This window comes from Rhodanobacter glycinis (genome assembly GCF_900114325.1).
In the GTDB taxonomy this organism is placed as follows: Bacteria; Pseudomonadota; Gammaproteobacteria; order Xanthomonadales; family Rhodanobacteraceae; genus Rhodanobacter_A; species Rhodanobacter_A glycinis.
In genome coordinates this window covers 57,458-73,374 of record NZ_FOSR01000009.1, presented here as the reverse complement: position 1 = coordinate 73,374, position 15,917 = coordinate 57,458, and the positions used below count along the sequence as shown (strand labels likewise).

The following is a 15,917-nucleotide window of genomic DNA, read 5'->3' as shown; positions in this document are numbered from 1 at the left end:
GGCTTACTTCCTCGTCCGGTTGTGGACCCAGGCCGGTACCGGCTTCAGGTCATGCACCAGCCCCAGCAGTGCCATCAGCTTCAGGCCGTACCAGGTCAGGTCGATCTCCCACCAGCGGAAACCCTGGCGCACGGAGCCGGGGAAGAAGTGATGGTTGTTGTGCCAGCCTTCGCCGAAGGTGAGCAGGGCCAGCCACACGTTGTTGCGGCTGTCGTCGTGCGTCTCGAAGCGGCGCGAACCCCAGCGGTGCGCCAGCGAGTTGATCGTCACCGTGGCGTGGAACAGCACGATGGTGGAAACGAAGAAGCCCCACACCAGCATCTGCCCGCCGCTGGTGCCCAGTTGCGGTGCCACGTGCTGCAGCAGCACGCCGAGGAAGTACATCGCCACCGCCAGCACTACCGGCACGGCAATATCGAAACGATCCAGCCAGCGCAACTCCGGGTACGTCACCAGGTCCGGCACCCGCGACAGGTCGGTGCGGAAGTTGCGCGGGGTCAGGAACCAGCCCATGTGGCTCCACAAAAAGCCGTGCATGCCCGGCGAGTGCGGATCGGACGGCGTATCCGTCACCCGGTGGTGGTGACGGTGATGCGCCGCCCACCACAGCGGCCCGCGCTGCACGCAGGACGCGCCGATAGCCGCGAACACGAATTGCACGATGCGCGAGGTGCGAAAGGTGCGATGTGAAAAATAGCGGTGATAGAACCCGGTCAATGCGAACATGCGCACCGCATACAACGCGGATGCCACGATCAGCGCAACCGGTGAAACCCCCACCCAGATCACGCCAAGGCAGGCCAGGTGCAGCGCGACGAACGGCACCGCACGCAGCCAGTCGATCCTATCCTCGCGGCTGGCGTCCACGTTCACCGCTGTGCCGCTGTCGATCCAGTGACGCATCTCGCGCAGCCAGTGCGGCCTCGGCGCTGCCGCTGCGCTGCCCCGGTCGACCGAAGCGATCACGGCCGGCTGGGACGGCGTTTCCAGCGGGGAGGGCGGAGGAGTCATGAGTGCAGCCTGTGGACGGTTCATCCACACATACGGACGAAGTCCTGCCGCGGATGCACGCCGCGGACCGGTTTGCCTGCCGCCGGCTGCGGCGCGATCGGCGCGGGCGGGACTGCATCCAGCGCGCTGCCTGATGCGTATGCGTCAGGTCAGTACAAGCCGGGCGACCCTTGCCGGTACTGCAGTGCCACCCTGCCGGTGGTGGCGTGACGCAATCCAATGGCTCGGCGTCCGGAACGCCGGCCTGTGCTGCATTTATCGGAGATGTGGGATGAACATCGAACTGCAAATGCTGGGCTGGGCGGTGGTGCTGGGCTTGGCGCATGTGCTGGTGGCGGCCGCTCTGGGTACCTGGCAGCGCGGGTTGCGCTGGAACGCTGGCAACCGCGACGGAGAGCCGCAGCCGCTGGACAAGCATGCCGCGCGCGCGGACCGTGCCAACCGGAATTTCCTGGAAACCTTTACGTTCTTCGCTGCCGCCACCCTGGCAGTGGTCGCGATGCACCGGACCGGCGCGCAAACCGCCATGGGCGCACAGGTCTATGTCTGGGCGCGCGTGGCCTACCTTCCGATCTACATCGTCGGCATTCCGTATCTGCGCACTGTCGTATGGGTAGCCGGGTTCTGGGGCATCGAGCAGATGCTGGAGGCATTGCTGCGCTGGTGACGCATAACGTGGCCTGCATCCACGCAGCGCAGCCTTGCGTATGTCTGTCAACAGATACCTTTCGCGCCGACTTCTGACCTAATATGGCTACCCATCGCACCCAAGAGAGCCTGTCGCCGTTCGAAACGGCGCGAGCCATGTCCAGCCTCGAGCCTCACGCCAAGGATGCAAGCTACTGGGCCAGCCAGATGGCGGCTGTTTCGTGCAGGCGCGATCGCGACTGCTTCATGCGCATCTACGATCACTACGCGCCGCGGCTGCGGTTGTACCTGCGCGGCATCGGTTCGCCCGAGGCGGTGGCCGAGGAACTGGCGCAGGAAGCCCTGCTGCGGCTGTGGCAGCGCGCCGCCTCCTATGACGCCACGCGCAGCAGCCTGTCCACCTGGCTGTTCCGCATCGCGCGCAACTTGCACATCGACCGCCTGCGCCGCGAGCCGCTGTGGGTGCCGGTGGACGACGAACCCGGTTGGCCCGACCGCGACGAGGAGGGCGACGTGACCTCCGCCGAGAGCCATGCCGAGCAGGTTGACCTGCGACGCCGCATCGAACGTCTACCGGCCGTCCAAGCCCGCCTGATCCGCATGTCCTACTTCGAAGCCAAGTCCCATCACGAAATCGCCAGCGAGCTGGCCATGCCGCTGGGCACCGTGAAATCCAGTCTGCGCCGCGCCTTCATCCGGTTGCAGCTTGGCGTGCGGGGGCAGCCATGAGCCCGCGCCATCACCTGGATGAAGCCACCGTGGTCAGCTTCGCCGCCGGCGCTCTGTCGCCGGAGATGCGCGCGGTGGCCGCCACCCATATGGAAGGCTGCGCACAGTGCCGGGAAAGCCTTGCCCAGGCCGAGCACATCGGTGGTGCGCTGCTGGGGCAGCAGCAAGCTGCCCCGGCTGACGCGGCGCGTGGCGCGCGCCTGCGCGAGGCGATGCTGGCCCTGCTGGACGCCGAGTCGGCGGCCGAGCCGCCCGTGCGGCAGGAGGCGGCACCGACCGATCCCGACGCCTTGCCGCGCCCGCTTCAACCGTATTTCGGCCGCTCTTGGCGCGGGCTGCGCTGGCGCTGGATGGCGCCGGGCGTGCACATGATCCGCGCCGCGCGCGGCAGTGGCGACACCCTGATCCTGCTCAGGATCGCCCCCGGCAAGAGCATGCCGCTGCACAGCCATCAGGGCACCGAGCTTACCCAGATCCTGCGCGGCGCCTACGATGACGTGCTGGGCCATTTCGGCCCCGGCGATGTGGCCGACCTTGACAACGAGATCGAGCATCGCCCGGTCACCGCACCCGGCGCGCCCTGCATCTGCGTGGCCGCGCTGGATGCGCCGCTGCGCTTCCCCGGCTGGCTAGCGCGCAAGCTGCAACCGCTGGTGGGGTTGTAGAAGCGCGCGACGGCGTGCTGCAGCCAAACTCGTTTCCACGCAGGAGCCGCCGGCATGGCCGCAAATATCCTGATCTATGGCGCCACCGGCGGCATCGGCCGCTGCCTGGCCAGACAGCTGGCCGAAACCGGGCATCGACTGCACCTGGTGGCCCGCGAAGCCGCCACGCTGGCCCCCCTGGCCGATGAACTGGCGGCTGGCTGGACCGCTGCCGACGTGCTGGACGACGATGCTTTTGCCCATGTGATGGCACAAGCACCCGAGCTGCTGGACGGGCTGGTCTACGCGGTGGGCAACATCCACCTCAAACCCTTCGCGCGCCTCGGAGCGTCGGACATGGCGCGCGATTATCGGCTGAATGCAGCCGGCGCTGCGCTGGCGATCCAGGCGGCGCTGCCAGCCCTGCGCGCAGGTTCGTCGGGCGCATCCATCGTGCTGTTTTCCTCGGTGGCCGCCAGTCACGGCTTCGCCATGCACGGTTCCATTGGCATGGCCAAGGCGGCGGTGGAAGGGCTCACACTCGCGCTGGCGGCCGAGCTGGCACCAGCCATTCGGGTCAATGCCATTGCCTTGTCGCTGACCGAGACGCCGCTGGCGCGTCCGCTGCTGACCAGCGCACGGGTACGCGACACGATCACCGCGATGCATCCGCTGAAGCGACTGGGCCAGCCGGAGGATGCGGCGCAACTGGCGGCCTTTCTGCTCGGACCACAGTCCAGCTGGATCACCGGCCAGGTGATCGGCGTGGATGGTGGCCGCGGCGTTATCGCCTCCAGCTGAGCCGCCGCCATGCCTGCCATGCGCCGCAAGCACGAACTTCCCGCCAAGCGCTGCCCGGTGTGCGGCCGCGATTTCCAGTGGCGCAGGAAGTGGCGACGCGACTTGGAGCGCGTCGTCTATTGTTCCGATCGTTGTCGCCGACACGGCCGGGGTGGCGCATGGGCATGAACCTGCTGCTGGTGGGGGCTTCCGGGCTGGTGGGCCAAGGCGTGCTCAACGTGCTGCTTGGCCAGGCCGACGTGGCCAACGTCACCGTGCTGGTGCGCCGGCCATTGGTGGCGACATCGCCCAAGCTGCGCGTGCTGCAGGTGCCCGAGTTCACCGACGATGCGCTGGCCAATCTCGATCTCGCGGGTCTCGACGCGTGCCTGTACTGCGCCGGGGCGTTGCCGCTGCTGCTGTCCGAGGCGGCCTATCGCGAGGTCACGGTGGCGTTGCTGGAGCGGGTGTGCGCCGCCTATGCCAGTGCGAATCCTAGCGGCTACCTGGTCTACGTTTCCGGTGCGGGCGCCGACGCAGCCAGCCGCTTCATGCCGCTGCGCGTGAAGGGCGAGGCCGAGGCCGTGCCCGGCCGCTTCGGCCTGGCATCCACCAGCCTGCGGCCGGGCGTGATCCACCCCACGCAGGGCGAGCGTTCGCCCCATGATTTCCGTCGCGCAATGTATGCGCTGGGGGCGCCGCTGCTGGCGTTGGCAAGCCGGGTGTTGCCGGGCGGCTTCACCACTACCGCGTCAGTAGGGCGTTGCATGCTGGCGCTGACACGCGCCGGGGTGCCGTATCCGCCGGCTTTGGAGAACCGACAGATCAACGCGTTTGCCGCACGCTGAAAGCGCGCGGCATCTGGTCGTGACTGCGCGGCCATGGCGAAGCTGCCGCGAGTGTCCCTGCTCGGCGCGTTTGCCAAGCGAGCAGCGCTTCAGGCCGTTGGGCCAGCTCGGCCAAAATCCTTTGGCAACGTATCCAGGAACGCCCGCACGCTGGACGGTCGGCCCTGCCCAGGATGGAAGGTGCTCCAGCCTGACCAGTCCTGCGACTGCCGCAGAACGCCTGCCCGGAATGATTGAGGCCGTTGCGAGCAAATCGCAATGATCGATGCGGCAGCTACATGCATGGCTATGCGTTTTGCCGGATCAACTCGCGCAGCCAGCGGTGGGCCAGGTCATGGTGCATGCGCTCGTGCCAGATCATGCGGTACTCGAAGCCCTTGCCCCGGATCGGGAACGGACTGCTGTCCAGTCGTGCGATCGAGGCAAGGCGAGTGGCCACGCGCGCCGGCGCCACGAGCACCAGATCGCTTTCGGCGATGATCCAGGGGGCCGCCAGGAAGTAGGGAAGGCTGAGCGCGACGTGGCCATCCCGCAACCCCCATTGATCCAGCAGATCGTCCAGTTGGGTGACTCGTCCCGAGGGGTAGGCGATCACGGCTCGCGGATACTTGCCCAAGGCCTTCAGTCTCGACGCGCTCGATCCCGCGGCTGCCAGTGGGCCGACGGGATGGCCGTGGCGGTACAGGCAGACGAAGGTTTCGGTGAACAACCGCCGCCAGGCATACGCCGCCGGCAAGGCATCATCGGCGTACAGCGCCAGATCCACTCCCCCGCCAGCCATGTCATCCAGCGTGGACTCGCTCCAAGGCACCACGTCCAGGCTTGCGTGAGGAGCACTGCGCAACAGCGCAGGCACGGCCTGGTTCAAGACCGCCATGGATCCGTAGTCGGTGGTCGCGATGCGAAAGCGTCGCGTACTGGTTACAGCCTCGAAACTCGGCGGCGCGAACACGTGATCAAGCGCGTGCATCGCCTGAACGACTTCCGGCTTCAGCCGGATCGCGCGTGGAGTCAATTCGTAACCACTCGGAGTGCGCACAAGCAATGGATCGTCCAGCACCTTGCGCAGGCGCGCCAAGGCACGACTGGCAGCGGGTTGACCGATGCCCAGCCTCTCGGCGGACAACGTCACGCTGCGTGTATCGAGCAGTGCATCGAGCAGCTTCAGCAGATTGAGGTCGAGCTCCGAAATATGTCTTGGGTGCATGCTTGATATGCGCTTGAATGCATTGTGGGCATGATAAGTCGGTTGCATCCTTGGCGCATGCGAGGCGAAAGGGAGGCGCGTATCGAATGAAGCTTTCCAGCACGTCGTCAGTCGTCGATCCTTGGCGTGCGCTCAGGGATGCCACGGATCGCCACCGGCACGAGCACGGTTGCTGGGCATTCCCGCATGCCGAAGGATCGGTGCTCGGTGTGCTGGCCGCCGCCGTGGATGCCAGACGCATCCTCGAACTCGGTACGGCGCTCGGTTATACGGCGTTGTGGTTGGCCTGTGGCGCCAAGAAAGCCCGGGTCGATACGCTGGAGCGCGACCCGCTGCATGTGGCGATGGCCCGCGCGGCCATCGAGAAAGCCGGCCATGCCGCACGCATCAATGTGCACGAAGGCGAATTTGCCGGCGTGCTACCCGCGCTGCAGCCCAACTATGACCTCGCCTTTTTCGATGGCCATGCCCCGACGCCGGGGGATTTGGCCGAACTGCGTCGATTGCTGCGTCCGGGCGGTTTGCTGGTCAGCGCCAACCAGCAGTTGGCGAGGCCGGGAAGCGCCAGCTATCGCTCGAGATTGTCCGACGCTGACGCCTGGTTGAGTGCTCCGCTGGGCAACGACATGACGCTGAGCGTGTGGTTGCCTGATGGCTGACGTCATGGACTGGAAACGGCCGCTTGTTCAGCGCTCGAAAAGGACCTCAGCGATGGATCCTTCTCGGCGCAGGGTGATCTTGTCCGCACTGTTGCTGGGCGGAGCGCAGTGGCTCGATTTCACCCCACTTAACGCATTGGCGGCCATCAGGTCGCCTGGAGAAAATCCCATGCCGACCAGCAAACAAGATGTGGAAAAAATCCAGTTCATCAGCGGTGGCGAAACCATCGTCGGCCTGCTGTTCAAGCCCACGGCACCGGCCTCGAAACGCCCGGGCATCGTGCTGTTGGGGCCGTTCGGCTACGTCAAGGAGCAATCGCCAGCGGAATATGCTGCACGCCTGGCCAACGCCGGTTTTGTCGCGTTGATATTCGATTCGCGCTGCAGCGGCGAGAGCGGCGGCATGCCACGGCGGCACGAGAGTCCCGCCAACAAGATCGCCGATGCGCAAGCGGCCATCGATTTCTTGGCGCAGCGACCCGAAATCGATCCGGCGCGGCTCGGCGCCTTGGGCATCTGCCAGGGCTGCTCGGAGATGATCGCCGTGGCGGCGACGGATCCACGCATCAAGGCGATCGCACTGGTCTCGGGGCAATACCTGTACGCGGAAAACCTGCACAAGTTCTTCAGCGGCGACGGGCCGACCCTGCACGAGCGCATCGCACGCGGTCGTGCTGCCCTGGCGCGATTCCACGACAACGGGCACGTCGATTACACCGAAGTCGTGAGTCTCACCGACAAGTCGGCAGGCCTGCCTTGGCCTCCGATCCACGACTGGTACATGCCGTGGACCACCGAAAAATGGGGCAAGCCGAGCCGCTGGGAAAACCGCTACACGACCATGAGCGATGCGGAAGTATGGACCTTCGACGTCGACGAGCATGCACGCAAGCTCAAGACACCGACCTTGGTCGTGCACGGCGAGATGTCCGACGGCGGTCCGGAGGCCGCCGAACATGTTTATGCGTTGATGCCGGCGAAGCACAAGAAACTGCATATCGTTCCGGGCATCTTTCATACCCGTTTCTACGACGATCCGCTGGTGATCGAGCCTACCGCCGGCCAGCTTGCAGATTGGTTTCAATCACATCTGGTTTGAAGCCCGGGGTGTGCCCGCGCCGGCACCTCGTGCACTCGGTCGTCGATTCATTCAGGGCAGTATGCCGCGACGGTAAATCAATATCGCCATCATCATGGAGATCATTGAGAGCAGCAGCGCTATCACGCTGATCCACAGCGCGTAACGTGCGCGTCGCCCGGCTTGCTCGTGGTCGTCGCTGATCGATCGACGCGGTTCGGATGGTGCCTCGGCCGCGGCCGGTTCGGACGCTGCCGAACGCTGCTGCAGGAGCGCGATCATCGCCCCTATCTGCGCGTCGTCGAATTGATACGGGTCGAAGCGGGACTGTCCGAACGACGCAAGCAGTTTTTTGACATCGTCGCTTGCCGGCACGTATTTCATTGACCAGCCCGCGAAGCTCGGCTGGCCGATGGCGTGTCGGGAGAGAACCGTCAAATCGCCATGGCGGGTATCTTGGAGAAGTGTGCCAAGCAACGCGTCGATCGCGGCCCGTTCACCCTCGAGCACCTGGAAGAAGTGGCCATCGCCGTAATAAAGAACGCCAACCAACCCTCGCGAAGGATTGTTGCGGCGTGACTGCATCAGGATGCGGCCGATCTCGGGCTCGACGGCGCTGGATGGGTTGTTGGCGGCAAAGGCAGCCCGACTGATATAGACGATACGTTCGCACTGCGGCATGGCAACCCCGGGTTGCAGACTGAAACCTGCTTGACGTAAGCCTTACGTCGAAGACGCGGTTTTGGATGCGTGTGCTTTCGCGATGTCGCGACGGTATCCGCCTGCGTATGCCCCACGTCGCATGGGTGCTACCGGCGAAGCTCGTGCGGTAGTTGCCGCCGCACGAGTTGGTTCTCCTGGCCACCTCGGGGCAGGCGCCGTGCCTCCACGAACCCTGCAGCAGCCGGGGAGGCGAACCATGCAGGGACGCCTCAGAATTTGCCGTTCGTGTTCTTCCAATCGGAGCGTTCCGGGATGGTCTCGATGACATCCCAATGTTCCACGATCCGGTCATACTGAACACGGAACAGGTCGTAGAAGGCGACGTGGTTGTTGGCAAACCAACCCTCGCTGGCGACGAGCACGAAGTCGCCTTCGCCAAGCACCTTGCGTGTGCGTTCGTACTTCATGTGGATGCCGGAACGGGCCATGGCTTCCAGTGCTATGGCCCGTTCCGAGAGGCCGTCGGCAACTCTGGGTTTTGTGCTGCACGTAGCCGTCGCCATGGAAATAGCCGGCGATCCTTTCCTCGACGACGCGCGGCCGCGATCCCTGTTCATCGGCAGACTGCAAGCTCGACCGCCATTGCGCACGGATGTCCTACGCGCTCCCGTCATGGAGCAGGCTCAGGAATTCCTTGCGTAGCGAGGCATCGGCCAGGAAGGCGCCGCGCATCACGCTGCTGGTCATGTGCGCGCCATCGTCCTGCACGCCGCGCCAGTGCATGCAGAAGTGGTCGGCGCGCATCACCACGGCCAGACCCTCGGGCTGCAGGCGTTGTTCCAGCAGGGTGGCCAGTTGGCTCACCGCCTCCTCCTGAATCTGCGGGCGACGCATCACCCAGTCGGCCAGCCGGGCGTACTTGGACAGGCCGATCAGCCTCGAGTCGGCGCGCGGCAACACGCCGATCCACACCCGGCCCATGATCGGGCACAGGTGGTGCGAGCAGGCGCTGCGCACGCGCAGGGGGCCCACCACCATCAGCTCGTTCAGGCGCTCGACGTTGGGAAAGTCGGTCACCGCGGGTTCGCGTTGGTAGCGGCCGGCGAACACCTCGCGCACGAACATCCTGGCCAGCCGGCACGCCGTGTCGTGGCTGTTGTGGTCGTGCTCCACGTCGATCACCAGCGCGCGCAGCAAAGCCTGTGCCTTGCCGGCGACCTCCTGTTCGATCGCGGCCAGCTCGCCTTCCTCCAGCCACGGCGCGATGTTGTCGTTGGCGTGGAAGCGGATGCGGGCTGCGCGCATCCGATCGGCCACGCGCTGCGAGACCGATTCGCCGCAACGCGGCATGGATGGGGGCAGCGTGGATGGGGGCGTGGACATGGGTTGGCCTTGGCGCTGTGCCGGTCGGGTGGGGGCGTGGCGAAACGTGCCGGGCTTGTACGCAGCGCCGCCGCACATGGATGCGGCGCGTGGCTGCGTTAAAGGCTGTCCAGCCGCGCCAGGATTGCCTCGGCCTGCTGCTGCAGGGCATGGCGAGTGGCCGGCGCCATCCGCGCCAGCAGACGGTAGGGCATGGCCAGGCGCGGATTGGCGCCGAGCCGCTCGCGGTGGCGATCCAGGAAATCCCAGTACAGCGCGTTGAACGGGCAGGCGCGCGGCCCGCTGCGCTGGGCGTGCCGGTAGGTGCAGCCGGTGCAGTGGTCGCCCATCTTGTGCAGGTAGTTGGCGGAACCTGCATAGGGCTTGGTGGCCAGCAGGCCGCCATCGGCAAACTGGCTCATGCCCACGGTGTTGGGCAGCTCCACCCACTCGAAGGCATCGATGTAGATGCCCAGGTACCAGCGGTGCAGCGCCTGCGGGTCCAGCCCCGCCAAGAGTGCGAAATTGCCGATCACCATCAGCCGCTGGATGTGATGCGCGTGGGCGTGCGCCAGCGACTGGCCGATGGCGCTGCGCAGGCAGGCCATCTGCGTGCCGCCGGTCCAGAACCATTCCGGCAGCGGGCGGTGGTGATCGAAGGCGTTGCTGGCCGGGTAGCCGGGCATGCGCGCCCAGTACACGCCGCGCACGTACTCGCGCCATCCCAGAATCTGCCGGACAAAGCCTTCCACGGCTGCCAGCGGTGCCCACCCCGCGCGGCCCGCGGCCGTCACCCGCGCGATCACTTCGGACGGGTCGAGCATCTTCACATTCAGCGCGAAGGAAAGCAGTGAATGGAACAGCCGCGTCGCGTGATGGCTCAGTGCATCCTGGTAGGTACCGAAATGCGGCAAGGCGTGCTGGACGAAGGCATCGAGCTGGGCCAGCGCCTCGGCGCGGTCGATCGGCCAGCGGAACGCTGCCGCCGATGGCTCGCCGAAGCTTTTCACGCCCGTGGCCTGGATGCGCGCCCACAGTGCGCGGTGGTCGTGCCGCGGGCGCAGGTCTGGCGGCTCCGGCGGCTCGCCGCGCCAGGGCTTGCGGTTCTCGGCGTCGAAGTTCCAGCGACCGCCCAGCGGCGCACCATCGGGTTCCAGCAGCACACCATGGCGCTGGCGCATGTGGCGGTAGAACGGCTCCATCGTCCAGCGCTTGCGCGCGGCGAAGAAATCCGCCACGTCGTGGCGCGTGGTGAGGAAGTGCGCGCTGTCCACGCAGCGGGCGGGCAGCGACAGCTGCGCGGCATAGTCGGCCAGTTGCCGGTCCAGCCGCCATTCGTCGGGCGCCTGGTATTCGAACGCGGTGGCGCTGTGTTGCGCGATCAGCCGGTCGAGGTTAGCGGTCAGCGATGCCTGGTTGCCGGCATCGTCGATGCACAGGTAGGCCACTCGATGGCCGGCCTCGCGCAGTTGCTGCGCGAGGCGGCGCATCGCGGCGAAGATCGCCAAGATCTTCTGCGCGTGGTGCAGCACGTAATCGGTTTCCTGCCGCACCTCCATCAGCACGTAGAGCACGTCGGACGAGACCGTGTCGAACCACGCATGACGCGGGTTCAGCTGGTCGCCCAGCAGCAGGCGCAGGCGGGTCAATCAGTTCCCCCGGTACACCGAGTAGCCGTACGGGCTGAGCAGCAGCGGCACGTGGTAGTGCGGCAGGCTGCCGTCGATGGCGAATACCACCGGGATCTGCGGGAAGAAGCTTTGCTTGCCGTGCGCGTGGTACCAGTCGCCGGTTTCGAAAATCACGCGATAGGTGCCTTGTTGCAGCGGCTGGCCTGCCGGATACAGCGCATTGATACGTCCTTGTGCGTTGGTATGCATGTCGGCGAGCTTGTCCCATTTGCCGGGGGTGTCCATGCGCTCCAGGATGACCTCGACGCCAGGGGCGGGCAGGCCGTCCTGCATGTTGAGCACGTGCACGCTGACCGGATTGGCAGGCTTCGCGGCGTGGGCCGGCGCCAAGGACAGCAATCCGGCAGTGGCGATGACGAAGGACATGGCTTTCATTGGGGATACTCCGTAGGGGCGAAGACAAGGCAGCCGCGAAATCGCCATCGTGCGGCGCGTGTTGGTTGTCGACCGGATTGGGCATGTTTCAGCACCGGCTTGTGTCACAAGCAGCGCCTAGACTGGTCACGCGACCGGCCGCAGCACGGGCCGATGCGTCATTTGCGGGTGCCCGCATCGGCAGTGTCTGGGTGCCATTTCGATATTGTCTACGGACGTCTGCCTGCTTCGGATGCATCGGATGTCGGCGATCGTTGTGGTTGCGTGCACACGGCAAGGCACCGCCAGTGGCGGTCGCCATAGCCGGCGATTCCTTCACGGATTTTCAGCTCAGTATCTGCGGATTGAGCTGCCACACCGCAAGGTTCAGCGCCGCGGCAAAGCTGACCCAAGCCAGATAGGGCAGCAGCAAAACGCCGGCCCATGTACGCACCCGCCAGAACCCGATGAGCGTAGCGGCGATCAGCAGCCACAGCAGCGCGATGTCGACGAAGGCTGCGGCGCCCAGATGCCAGGCGAAGAACAGCCAGCTCCACAGGCCGTTGGCCACCAGCTGCACCACGAACAGCGCCAGCACGACGCGATGCCGGTGCCAGCCGTGCCCGCGCCAGACCAGCCATGCGGCGATGGCCATCAATGCGTAGAGCAGCGACCACACCGGGCCGAATACGGCGGACGGCGGTGCCCAGGCAGGCTGTGCCATGGCGGCATAGAAGCCGGCCGCCTGCACGGACGCCAGTGCGCCGATGGCCGCGGTCACGAAGCTGAGCAGCAGCCAGCCGAGCAGACCTGCAACTTGCTGGGGACGGTTCATGTCTGGCTCCTTGTTCGCTGCGAATGGGAAGGTTTTGCCACGCGGTGCGTCATGGACGGCGTGAAGAGCAGCGCAGGTCCATGCTTCGCGAAGAAGTGCTCCCTGCAAACGGCACGACCGGGCTTTCATACGGCGTCGCGCGGCCAACGGATCACGCCGGAGCGGGCCGGGGGCGGCTGTTGCCGGATGTGGCTGCGAAACTCTGATGTGGCTCGTCATGCCTTCGGCCGTCGAGAATCGCGAGAATGACGGCTGCAAGGCGGGCCGGTCAGGTCGCCCTCAGCCTCGCCCAGGTGCCGGTGCGCAGCGGCCCGTACCTGCACTGCAGCAGTTTTCCGTGAGGAAGGCGACCAGTGCCGCAATCGCCTCCATCTTCGGCTGGTAGTAGATGTAGCGACCCTCCTGGCGGCCCGCGACCAGGCCGGCATGGACCAGCTCCTTGAGGTGGAACGACAGCGTGGCATTGGCCAGGTCCAGCCGCCGCGCGATCGCGCTGGCGGCCAGTCCATCGGACGCGTGTTGTACCAGCAAGCGGTAGATGGCCAGGCGCGAATCCTGCGCCAGCGCGGACAGGGCGGCGATGGCTTGCGGTGTCTGCATGATCGGAGCGGCCATGGTGTGTCTCCTAGGAGCGTGGGCGGTAGAAACTTTCGAGGCGAAAAAGTGGCAGCGTGAGAACAGATTTTCGACGATTCGCCGGCCCATAGTGGTTCTATGGGCCAAGAAGCGACGGACATATGGACCACGCAGGCGCTTTTGCAGCCCGGAAGATTTCTGCCGCCCACGCTCCTAGATGGGAACGGGCTGGCGGCGGATTCGATGACGCGCGCGCGATCAGGCCTGCGCCGCCTCGTACCAGCGCTTGCTGCGGTTGACGATGCGGACCACCGAAAGCATCACCGGCACTTCGATCAGCACGCCGACCACGGTCGCCAGTGCCGCACCGGAGTGCACACCGAACAAGCCGACGGCGGTGGCCACGGCCAGTTCGAAGAAGTTGCTGGCGCCGATCAGCGCCGAGGGGCCGGCCACGCAGTGCGGCACGCGAAAGCGGCGATTGAGCGCGTAGGCGAGGCCGGCATTGAAGTACACCTGGATCAGGATTGGCACGGCGAGCATCGCGATGACGGCGGGTTGCGCGAGAATCTGCCGGCCCTGGAAACCGAACAGCAAGACCAGCGTGGCGAGCAACGCACCCAGCGATATCGGGCCCAGCCGTTGCAGCAGCGATTGCAGCCTTGCCTCGCCGCCATGCGAAAGCATCCGGCGTCGCAGCAGCACGCTGATCGCTACCGGCACCACGATGTACAGCAGCACCGACAGCAGCAGCGTGTTCCACGGCACGGTGATCGACGAAATTCCCAGCAACAGCGCGACGATGGGTGCGAACGCCACCACCATGATGGCGTCGTTCAGCGCCACCTGGCTCAGCGTGAAGTTCGCTTCGCCGCGACACAGGTTGCTCCACACGAACACCATCGCCGTGCATGGCGCGGCGGCCAGCAGGATCAGGCCGGCGATGTAGGAGTCGAGTTGGTCGGCGGGCAGGTAGCCGGCGAATACGTGGCGAATGAAGATCCATCCCAGTAACGCCATCGAGAAAGGTTTGACCGCCCAGTTGACGAACAGCGTGACGCCGATGCCTTTCCACTGCCGGCGCACGCCGCCCAGTGCGCCGAAGTCGATTTTCAGCAGCATCGGGATGATCATCAGCCAGATCAGCACCGCCACCGGCAGGTTCACCTGGGCGATCTGCATGTTTCCCAGCGCTTCGAAACTGCCAGGCAGCACGTGGCCGAGCAGCGTGCCGGCGGCGATGCACAGCAACACCCAGATCGTGAGGTAGCGTTCGAAGAAACCGATACGGGCGTCATCGGCAGCAGTGTTGCCGGCGGCCGTTGCTTTTGCTGGCGCGTGGCTCATGCCGTGGCCTCGTCGTCGGTTATCGTGGCGATACGGTCCAGCGCTTGCTGCAGCTCGTCGCGGTGCATGGTTTCCACCGGCAGTTGAAGCAGGGCGGTGACGCGGCGAATGATCAGCGCGTGGGCCTTGCGGAACGCTTCGCCAAGCGCCTCCGCATCGCGGGTCGCTGCCGGATCGGGCAGGCCCCAATGGCTTTTCACGAAGGGGCCGAACAGCACCGGGCAGGTCTCGTTCGCCGCGTTGTCGCACACGGTGATCACGATATCCAGCGCTGGTGCGCCGGCTTGTGCGAAGCGATCCCACGACTTGCTGGCAAGGCCGTCGGTGGACATGCCGAGCGCCGCGAGTTGTTCCAGCGCAGCGGGATGGACGCGGCCGCTGGGCTGGCTGCCGGCGCTGAGCGCCTCGAAGCGGCCCTTGCCGACGTGATTGAGCGTCGCTTCGGACAGGATGCTGCGGGCGGAGTTGCCGGTGCAGATGAACAGGACGCGGCAGGGATGCATGGCATGCCTCGGATTGAATTCCATATTTCCATTATTATAGAATTGTTTGACCGATACAACACCAAGCCGTGGCCATGACGATGCAGGATCTGCCCCATATCGACGCCGGTGTGCTGGAGACACCCAGCCTGGAACGGCTGGGGTTGCTGGGGGATGCCCGCCATCCGCCGCGCATCCTGATTCTGTACGGCTCGCTGCGGCCGCAATCGTTCAGTCGCAAGCTGGCGTTGGAGGCCGAGCGCATCCTGCGCCGGTTCGGCGCCGAGACCCGCGTGTTCGATCCGCATGAACTGCCGCTGCTGGACAGCGTGCCCGCCAGCCATGCCAAGGTGCAGGAGTTGCGCGCGCTGTCGCTGTGGTCCGAAGGGCAGGTATGGGTGAGTCCGGAGCGGCACGGCGCGGTGACCGGCGTGTTCAAGAACCAGATCGACTGGCTGCCGCTGGAAGACGGCAGCGTGCGTCCCACGCAAGGGCGCACGCTGGCGGTGATGCAGGTCTGCGGTGGTTCGCAATCGTTCAACGTGGTGAACACCTTGCGCCTGCTCGGGCGCTGGATGCGCATGCTCACCATCCCCAACCAGTCGTCCGTGGCCAAAGCCTGGCAGGAGTTCGACGACGCCGGCCGCATGAAGCCCTCGCCGTTCTACGACCGCGTGGTCGACGTGATGGAGGAGCTGTTCAAATTCACCTTGCTGGTGCGTGGTCGCAGCGACTATTTGGTCGATCGTTACAGCGAGCGCAAGGGGGCCGCCGAAGCGCGTGCACTGGCCGCATCAGCCCACGTGGTGGATGTCGAAAAGGCATCGGCGTAGACGTTACACGGCCGCGTTCGTGCCAGGGTCAAACTTCCCGGCACCGAAAGGCATCATGTTTTGTCGAAAATTTCCGTTTTCGTCATTTTTGCGAAGCGCTTTTCAATGGCCGCAGGGTGGGGTCAGCAGGAAGTGCTTTTCAACAGACCCGGGTCTGGTCGCCCAGCGGC

General features: G+C 65.6%; 20 protein-coding genes. 9 read left to right on the top strand and 11 right to left on the bottom strand.

Annotated elements, in window-relative coordinates; translation table 11 throughout:
• Nucleotides 1-3 precede the first annotated feature (3 nt).
• Nucleotides 4-1,011, bottom strand: a complete 1,008-nt coding sequence (locus tag BMY90_RS11020; protein ID WP_425438658.1) for an acyl-CoA desaturase — start codon at nucleotides 1,009-1,011, stop codon at nucleotides 4-6.
• Between the two features lie 271 nt (nucleotides 1,012-1,282).
• Here BMY90_RS11020 and BMY90_RS11015 point away from each other — a divergent pair, with 271 nt between their 5' ends.
• The 6 genes from BMY90_RS11015 (at nucleotide 1,283) to BMY90_RS10990 (ending at nucleotide 4,660) form a co-directional block, all read left to right on the top strand.
• Nucleotides 1,283-1,678, top strand: coding sequence for an MAPEG family protein (locus BMY90_RS11015; RefSeq protein WP_008216906.1), 396 nt, complete (start codon nucleotides 1,283-1,285; stop codon nucleotides 1,676-1,678).
• 137 nt (nucleotides 1,679-1,815) lie between these two features.
• The gene (locus BMY90_RS11010) at nucleotides 1,816-2,388 is read left to right on the top strand and encodes a sigma-70 family RNA polymerase sigma factor (RefSeq protein WP_245735021.1); all 573 of its coding nucleotides are present in this window, start codon (nucleotides 1,816-1,818) and stop codon (nucleotides 2,386-2,388) included.
• On the top strand, nucleotides 2,385-3,053 hold the full coding sequence (locus BMY90_RS11005) for a ChrR family anti-sigma-E factor (RefSeq protein ID WP_092703961.1): 669 nt from the start codon (nucleotides 2,385-2,387) through the stop codon (nucleotides 3,051-3,053). Before BMY90_RS11010 ends, BMY90_RS11005 begins: the two co-directional genes overlap by 4 nt.
• Before the next feature lie 54 nt (nucleotides 3,054-3,107).
• On the top strand, nucleotides 3,108-3,833 hold the full coding sequence (locus tag BMY90_RS11000; protein WP_092703959.1) for an SDR family NAD(P)-dependent oxidoreductase: 726 nt from the start codon (nucleotides 3,108-3,110) through the stop codon (nucleotides 3,831-3,833).
• A gap of 9 nt (nucleotides 3,834-3,842) precedes the next feature.
• Nucleotides 3,843-4,001 (top strand): DUF2256 domain-containing protein, encoded by a 159-nt coding sequence (locus BMY90_RS10995; RefSeq protein WP_425438657.1) that lies wholly within the window; start codon nucleotides 3,843-3,845, stop codon nucleotides 3,999-4,001.
• A complete protein-coding gene (locus BMY90_RS10990) occupies nucleotides 3,998-4,660 on the top strand; it encodes a Rossmann-fold NAD(P)-binding domain-containing protein (protein ID WP_139201739.1) in 663 nt (220 codons plus the stop codon). The genes BMY90_RS10995 and BMY90_RS10990 overlap by 4 nt, the downstream gene beginning before the upstream one ends.
• Before the next feature lie 286 nt (nucleotides 4,661-4,946).
• On the opposite strand, the gene BMY90_RS10985 is transcribed toward BMY90_RS10990, so the two are convergent.
• Nucleotides 4,947-5,867 carry a LysR family transcriptional regulator gene (locus tag BMY90_RS10985; RefSeq protein ID WP_175481556.1) on the bottom strand — a complete coding sequence of 307 codons (921 nt, stop codon included), beginning with the start codon at nucleotides 5,865-5,867 and terminating at the stop codon, nucleotides 4,947-4,949.
• 86 nt (nucleotides 5,868-5,953) lie between these two features.
• Here BMY90_RS10985 and BMY90_RS10980 point away from each other — a divergent pair, with 86 nt between their 5' ends.
• Together BMY90_RS10980 and BMY90_RS10975 are read left to right on the top strand one after the other, a co-directional pair.
• The gene (locus tag BMY90_RS10980) at nucleotides 5,954-6,526 is read left to right on the top strand and encodes an O-methyltransferase (protein WP_008209700.1); all 573 of its coding nucleotides are present in this window, start codon (nucleotides 5,954-5,956) and stop codon (nucleotides 6,524-6,526) included.
• Complete coding sequence (locus BMY90_RS10975; RefSeq protein ID WP_092703951.1) at nucleotides 6,519-7,625, top strand: alpha/beta hydrolase; 1,107 nt, start codon at nucleotides 6,519-6,521, stop codon at nucleotides 7,623-7,625. Before BMY90_RS10980 ends, BMY90_RS10975 begins: the two co-directional genes overlap by 8 nt.
• A gap of 51 nt (nucleotides 7,626-7,676) precedes the next feature.
• Here the strand turns inward: BMY90_RS10975 and BMY90_RS10970 are convergent, their stop codons facing one another.
• The 9 genes from BMY90_RS10970 to BMY90_RS10930 all read right to left on the bottom strand — a co-directional run bounded on the left by BMY90_RS10970 (nucleotide 7,677) and on the right by BMY90_RS10930 (nucleotide 14,935).
• On the bottom strand, nucleotides 7,677-8,285 hold the full coding sequence (locus tag BMY90_RS10970; protein WP_008209692.1) for a BLUF domain-containing protein: 609 nt from the start codon (nucleotides 8,283-8,285) through the stop codon (nucleotides 7,677-7,679).
• Between the two features lie 251 nt (nucleotides 8,286-8,536).
• The gene (locus BMY90_RS17060) at nucleotides 8,537-8,884 is read right to left on the bottom strand and encodes a nuclear transport factor 2 family protein (RefSeq protein WP_139201738.1); all 348 of its coding nucleotides are present in this window, start codon (nucleotides 8,882-8,884) and stop codon (nucleotides 8,537-8,539) included.
• Between the two features lie 40 nt (nucleotides 8,885-8,924).
• Nucleotides 8,925-9,650, bottom strand: coding sequence for a GTP cyclohydrolase I (gene folE, locus BMY90_RS10960; RefSeq protein ID WP_050984294.1), 726 nt, complete (start codon nucleotides 9,648-9,650; stop codon nucleotides 8,925-8,927).
• 98 nt (nucleotides 9,651-9,748) lie between these two features.
• Complete coding sequence (locus tag BMY90_RS10955) at nucleotides 9,749-11,278, bottom strand: cryptochrome/photolyase family protein (protein WP_092703949.1); 1,530 nt, start codon at nucleotides 11,276-11,278, stop codon at nucleotides 9,749-9,751.
• Nucleotides 11,279-11,695 carry a hydroxyisourate hydrolase gene (uraH, locus tag BMY90_RS10950; protein ID WP_092703947.1) on the bottom strand — a complete coding sequence of 139 codons (417 nt, stop codon included), beginning with the start codon at nucleotides 11,693-11,695 and terminating at the stop codon, nucleotides 11,279-11,281.
• A 325-nt stretch (nucleotides 11,696-12,020) separates the two neighbouring features.
• The gene (locus BMY90_RS10945) at nucleotides 12,021-12,509 is read right to left on the bottom strand and encodes a TspO/MBR family protein (protein WP_008209825.1); all 489 of its coding nucleotides are present in this window, start codon (nucleotides 12,507-12,509) and stop codon (nucleotides 12,021-12,023) included.
• A 279-nt stretch (nucleotides 12,510-12,788) separates the two neighbouring features.
• A complete protein-coding gene (locus BMY90_RS10940) occupies nucleotides 12,789-13,109 on the bottom strand; it encodes an ArsR/SmtB family transcription factor (protein WP_037099048.1) in 321 nt (106 codons plus the stop codon).
• A gap of 234 nt (nucleotides 13,110-13,343) precedes the next feature.
• Nucleotides 13,344-14,432 (bottom strand): ACR3 family arsenite efflux transporter, encoded by a 1,089-nt coding sequence (gene arsB, locus BMY90_RS10935; RefSeq protein WP_092703945.1) that lies wholly within the window; start codon nucleotides 14,430-14,432, stop codon nucleotides 13,344-13,346.
• Nucleotides 14,429-14,935, bottom strand: a complete 507-nt coding sequence (locus BMY90_RS10930) for an arsenate reductase ArsC (RefSeq protein ID WP_008217185.1) — start codon at nucleotides 14,933-14,935, stop codon at nucleotides 14,429-14,431. The genes arsB and BMY90_RS10930 overlap by 4 nt, the downstream gene beginning before the upstream one ends.
• Nucleotides 14,936-15,009: 74 nt before the next feature.
• Here BMY90_RS10930 and arsH point away from each other — a divergent pair, with 74 nt between their 5' ends.
• Nucleotides 15,010-15,747, top strand: coding sequence for an arsenical resistance protein ArsH (arsH, locus tag BMY90_RS10925; RefSeq protein ID WP_092703943.1), 738 nt, complete (start codon nucleotides 15,010-15,012; stop codon nucleotides 15,745-15,747).
• Nucleotides 15,748-15,917: the final 170 nt, after the last annotated feature.

Coding starts and splice junctions, on each gene's coding strand:
- BMY90_RS11010 (WP_245735021.1), top strand. CDS start 1,816: ATGTCCAGCCTCGAGCCTCACGCCAAGGATGCAAGCTACTGGGCCAGC.
- BMY90_RS10970 (WP_008209692.1), bottom strand. CDS start 8,285: ATGCCGCAGTGCGAACGTATCGTCTATATCAGTCGGGCTGCCTTTGCC.
- BMY90_RS10985 (WP_175481556.1), bottom strand. CDS start 5,867: ATGCACCCAAGACATATTTCGGAGCTCGACCTCAATCTGCTGAAGCTG.
- arsB (WP_092703945.1), bottom strand. CDS start 14,432: ATGAGCCACGCGCCAGCAAAAGCAACGGCCGCCGGCAACACTGCTGCC.
- uraH (WP_092703947.1), bottom strand. CDS start 11,695: ATGAAAGCCATGTCCTTCGTCATCGCCACTGCCGGATTGCTGTCCTTG.
- BMY90_RS10980 (WP_008209700.1), top strand. CDS start 5,954: ATGAAGCTTTCCAGCACGTCGTCAGTCGTCGATCCTTGGCGTGCGCTC.
- arsH (WP_092703943.1), top strand. CDS start 15,010: ATGACGATGCAGGATCTGCCCCATATCGACGCCGGTGTGCTGGAGACA.
- BMY90_RS17060 (WP_139201738.1), bottom strand. CDS start 8,884: ATGAACAGGGATCGCGGCCGCGCGTCGTCGAGGAAAGGATCGCCGGCT.
- BMY90_RS10995 (WP_425438657.1), top strand. CDS start 3,843: ATGCCTGCCATGCGCCGCAAGCACGAACTTCCCGCCAAGCGCTGCCCG.
- BMY90_RS10930 (WP_008217185.1), bottom strand. CDS start 14,935: ATGCATCCCTGCCGCGTCCTGTTCATCTGCACCGGCAACTCCGCCCGC.
- BMY90_RS10940 (WP_037099048.1), bottom strand. CDS start 13,109: ATGCAGACACCGCAAGCCATCGCCGCCCTGTCCGCGCTGGCGCAGGAT.
- BMY90_RS10975 (WP_092703951.1), top strand. CDS start 6,519: ATGGCTGACGTCATGGACTGGAAACGGCCGCTTGTTCAGCGCTCGAAA.
- BMY90_RS10990 (WP_139201739.1), top strand. CDS start 3,998: ATGAACCTGCTGCTGGTGGGGGCTTCCGGGCTGGTGGGCCAAGGCGTG.
- BMY90_RS11015 (WP_008216906.1), top strand. CDS start 1,283: ATGAACATCGAACTGCAAATGCTGGGCTGGGCGGTGGTGCTGGGCTTG.
- BMY90_RS11000 (WP_092703959.1), top strand. CDS start 3,108: ATGGCCGCAAATATCCTGATCTATGGCGCCACCGGCGGCATCGGCCGC.
- BMY90_RS10945 (WP_008209825.1), bottom strand. CDS start 12,509: ATGAACCGTCCCCAGCAAGTTGCAGGTCTGCTCGGCTGGCTGCTGCTC.
- BMY90_RS11005 (WP_092703961.1), top strand. CDS start 2,385: ATGAGCCCGCGCCATCACCTGGATGAAGCCACCGTGGTCAGCTTCGCC.
- BMY90_RS11020 (WP_425438658.1), bottom strand. CDS start 1,011: ATGACTCCTCCGCCCTCCCCGCTGGAAACGCCGTCCCAGCCGGCCGTG.
- folE (WP_050984294.1), bottom strand. CDS start 9,650: ATGTCCACGCCCCCATCCACGCTGCCCCCATCCATGCCGCGTTGCGGC.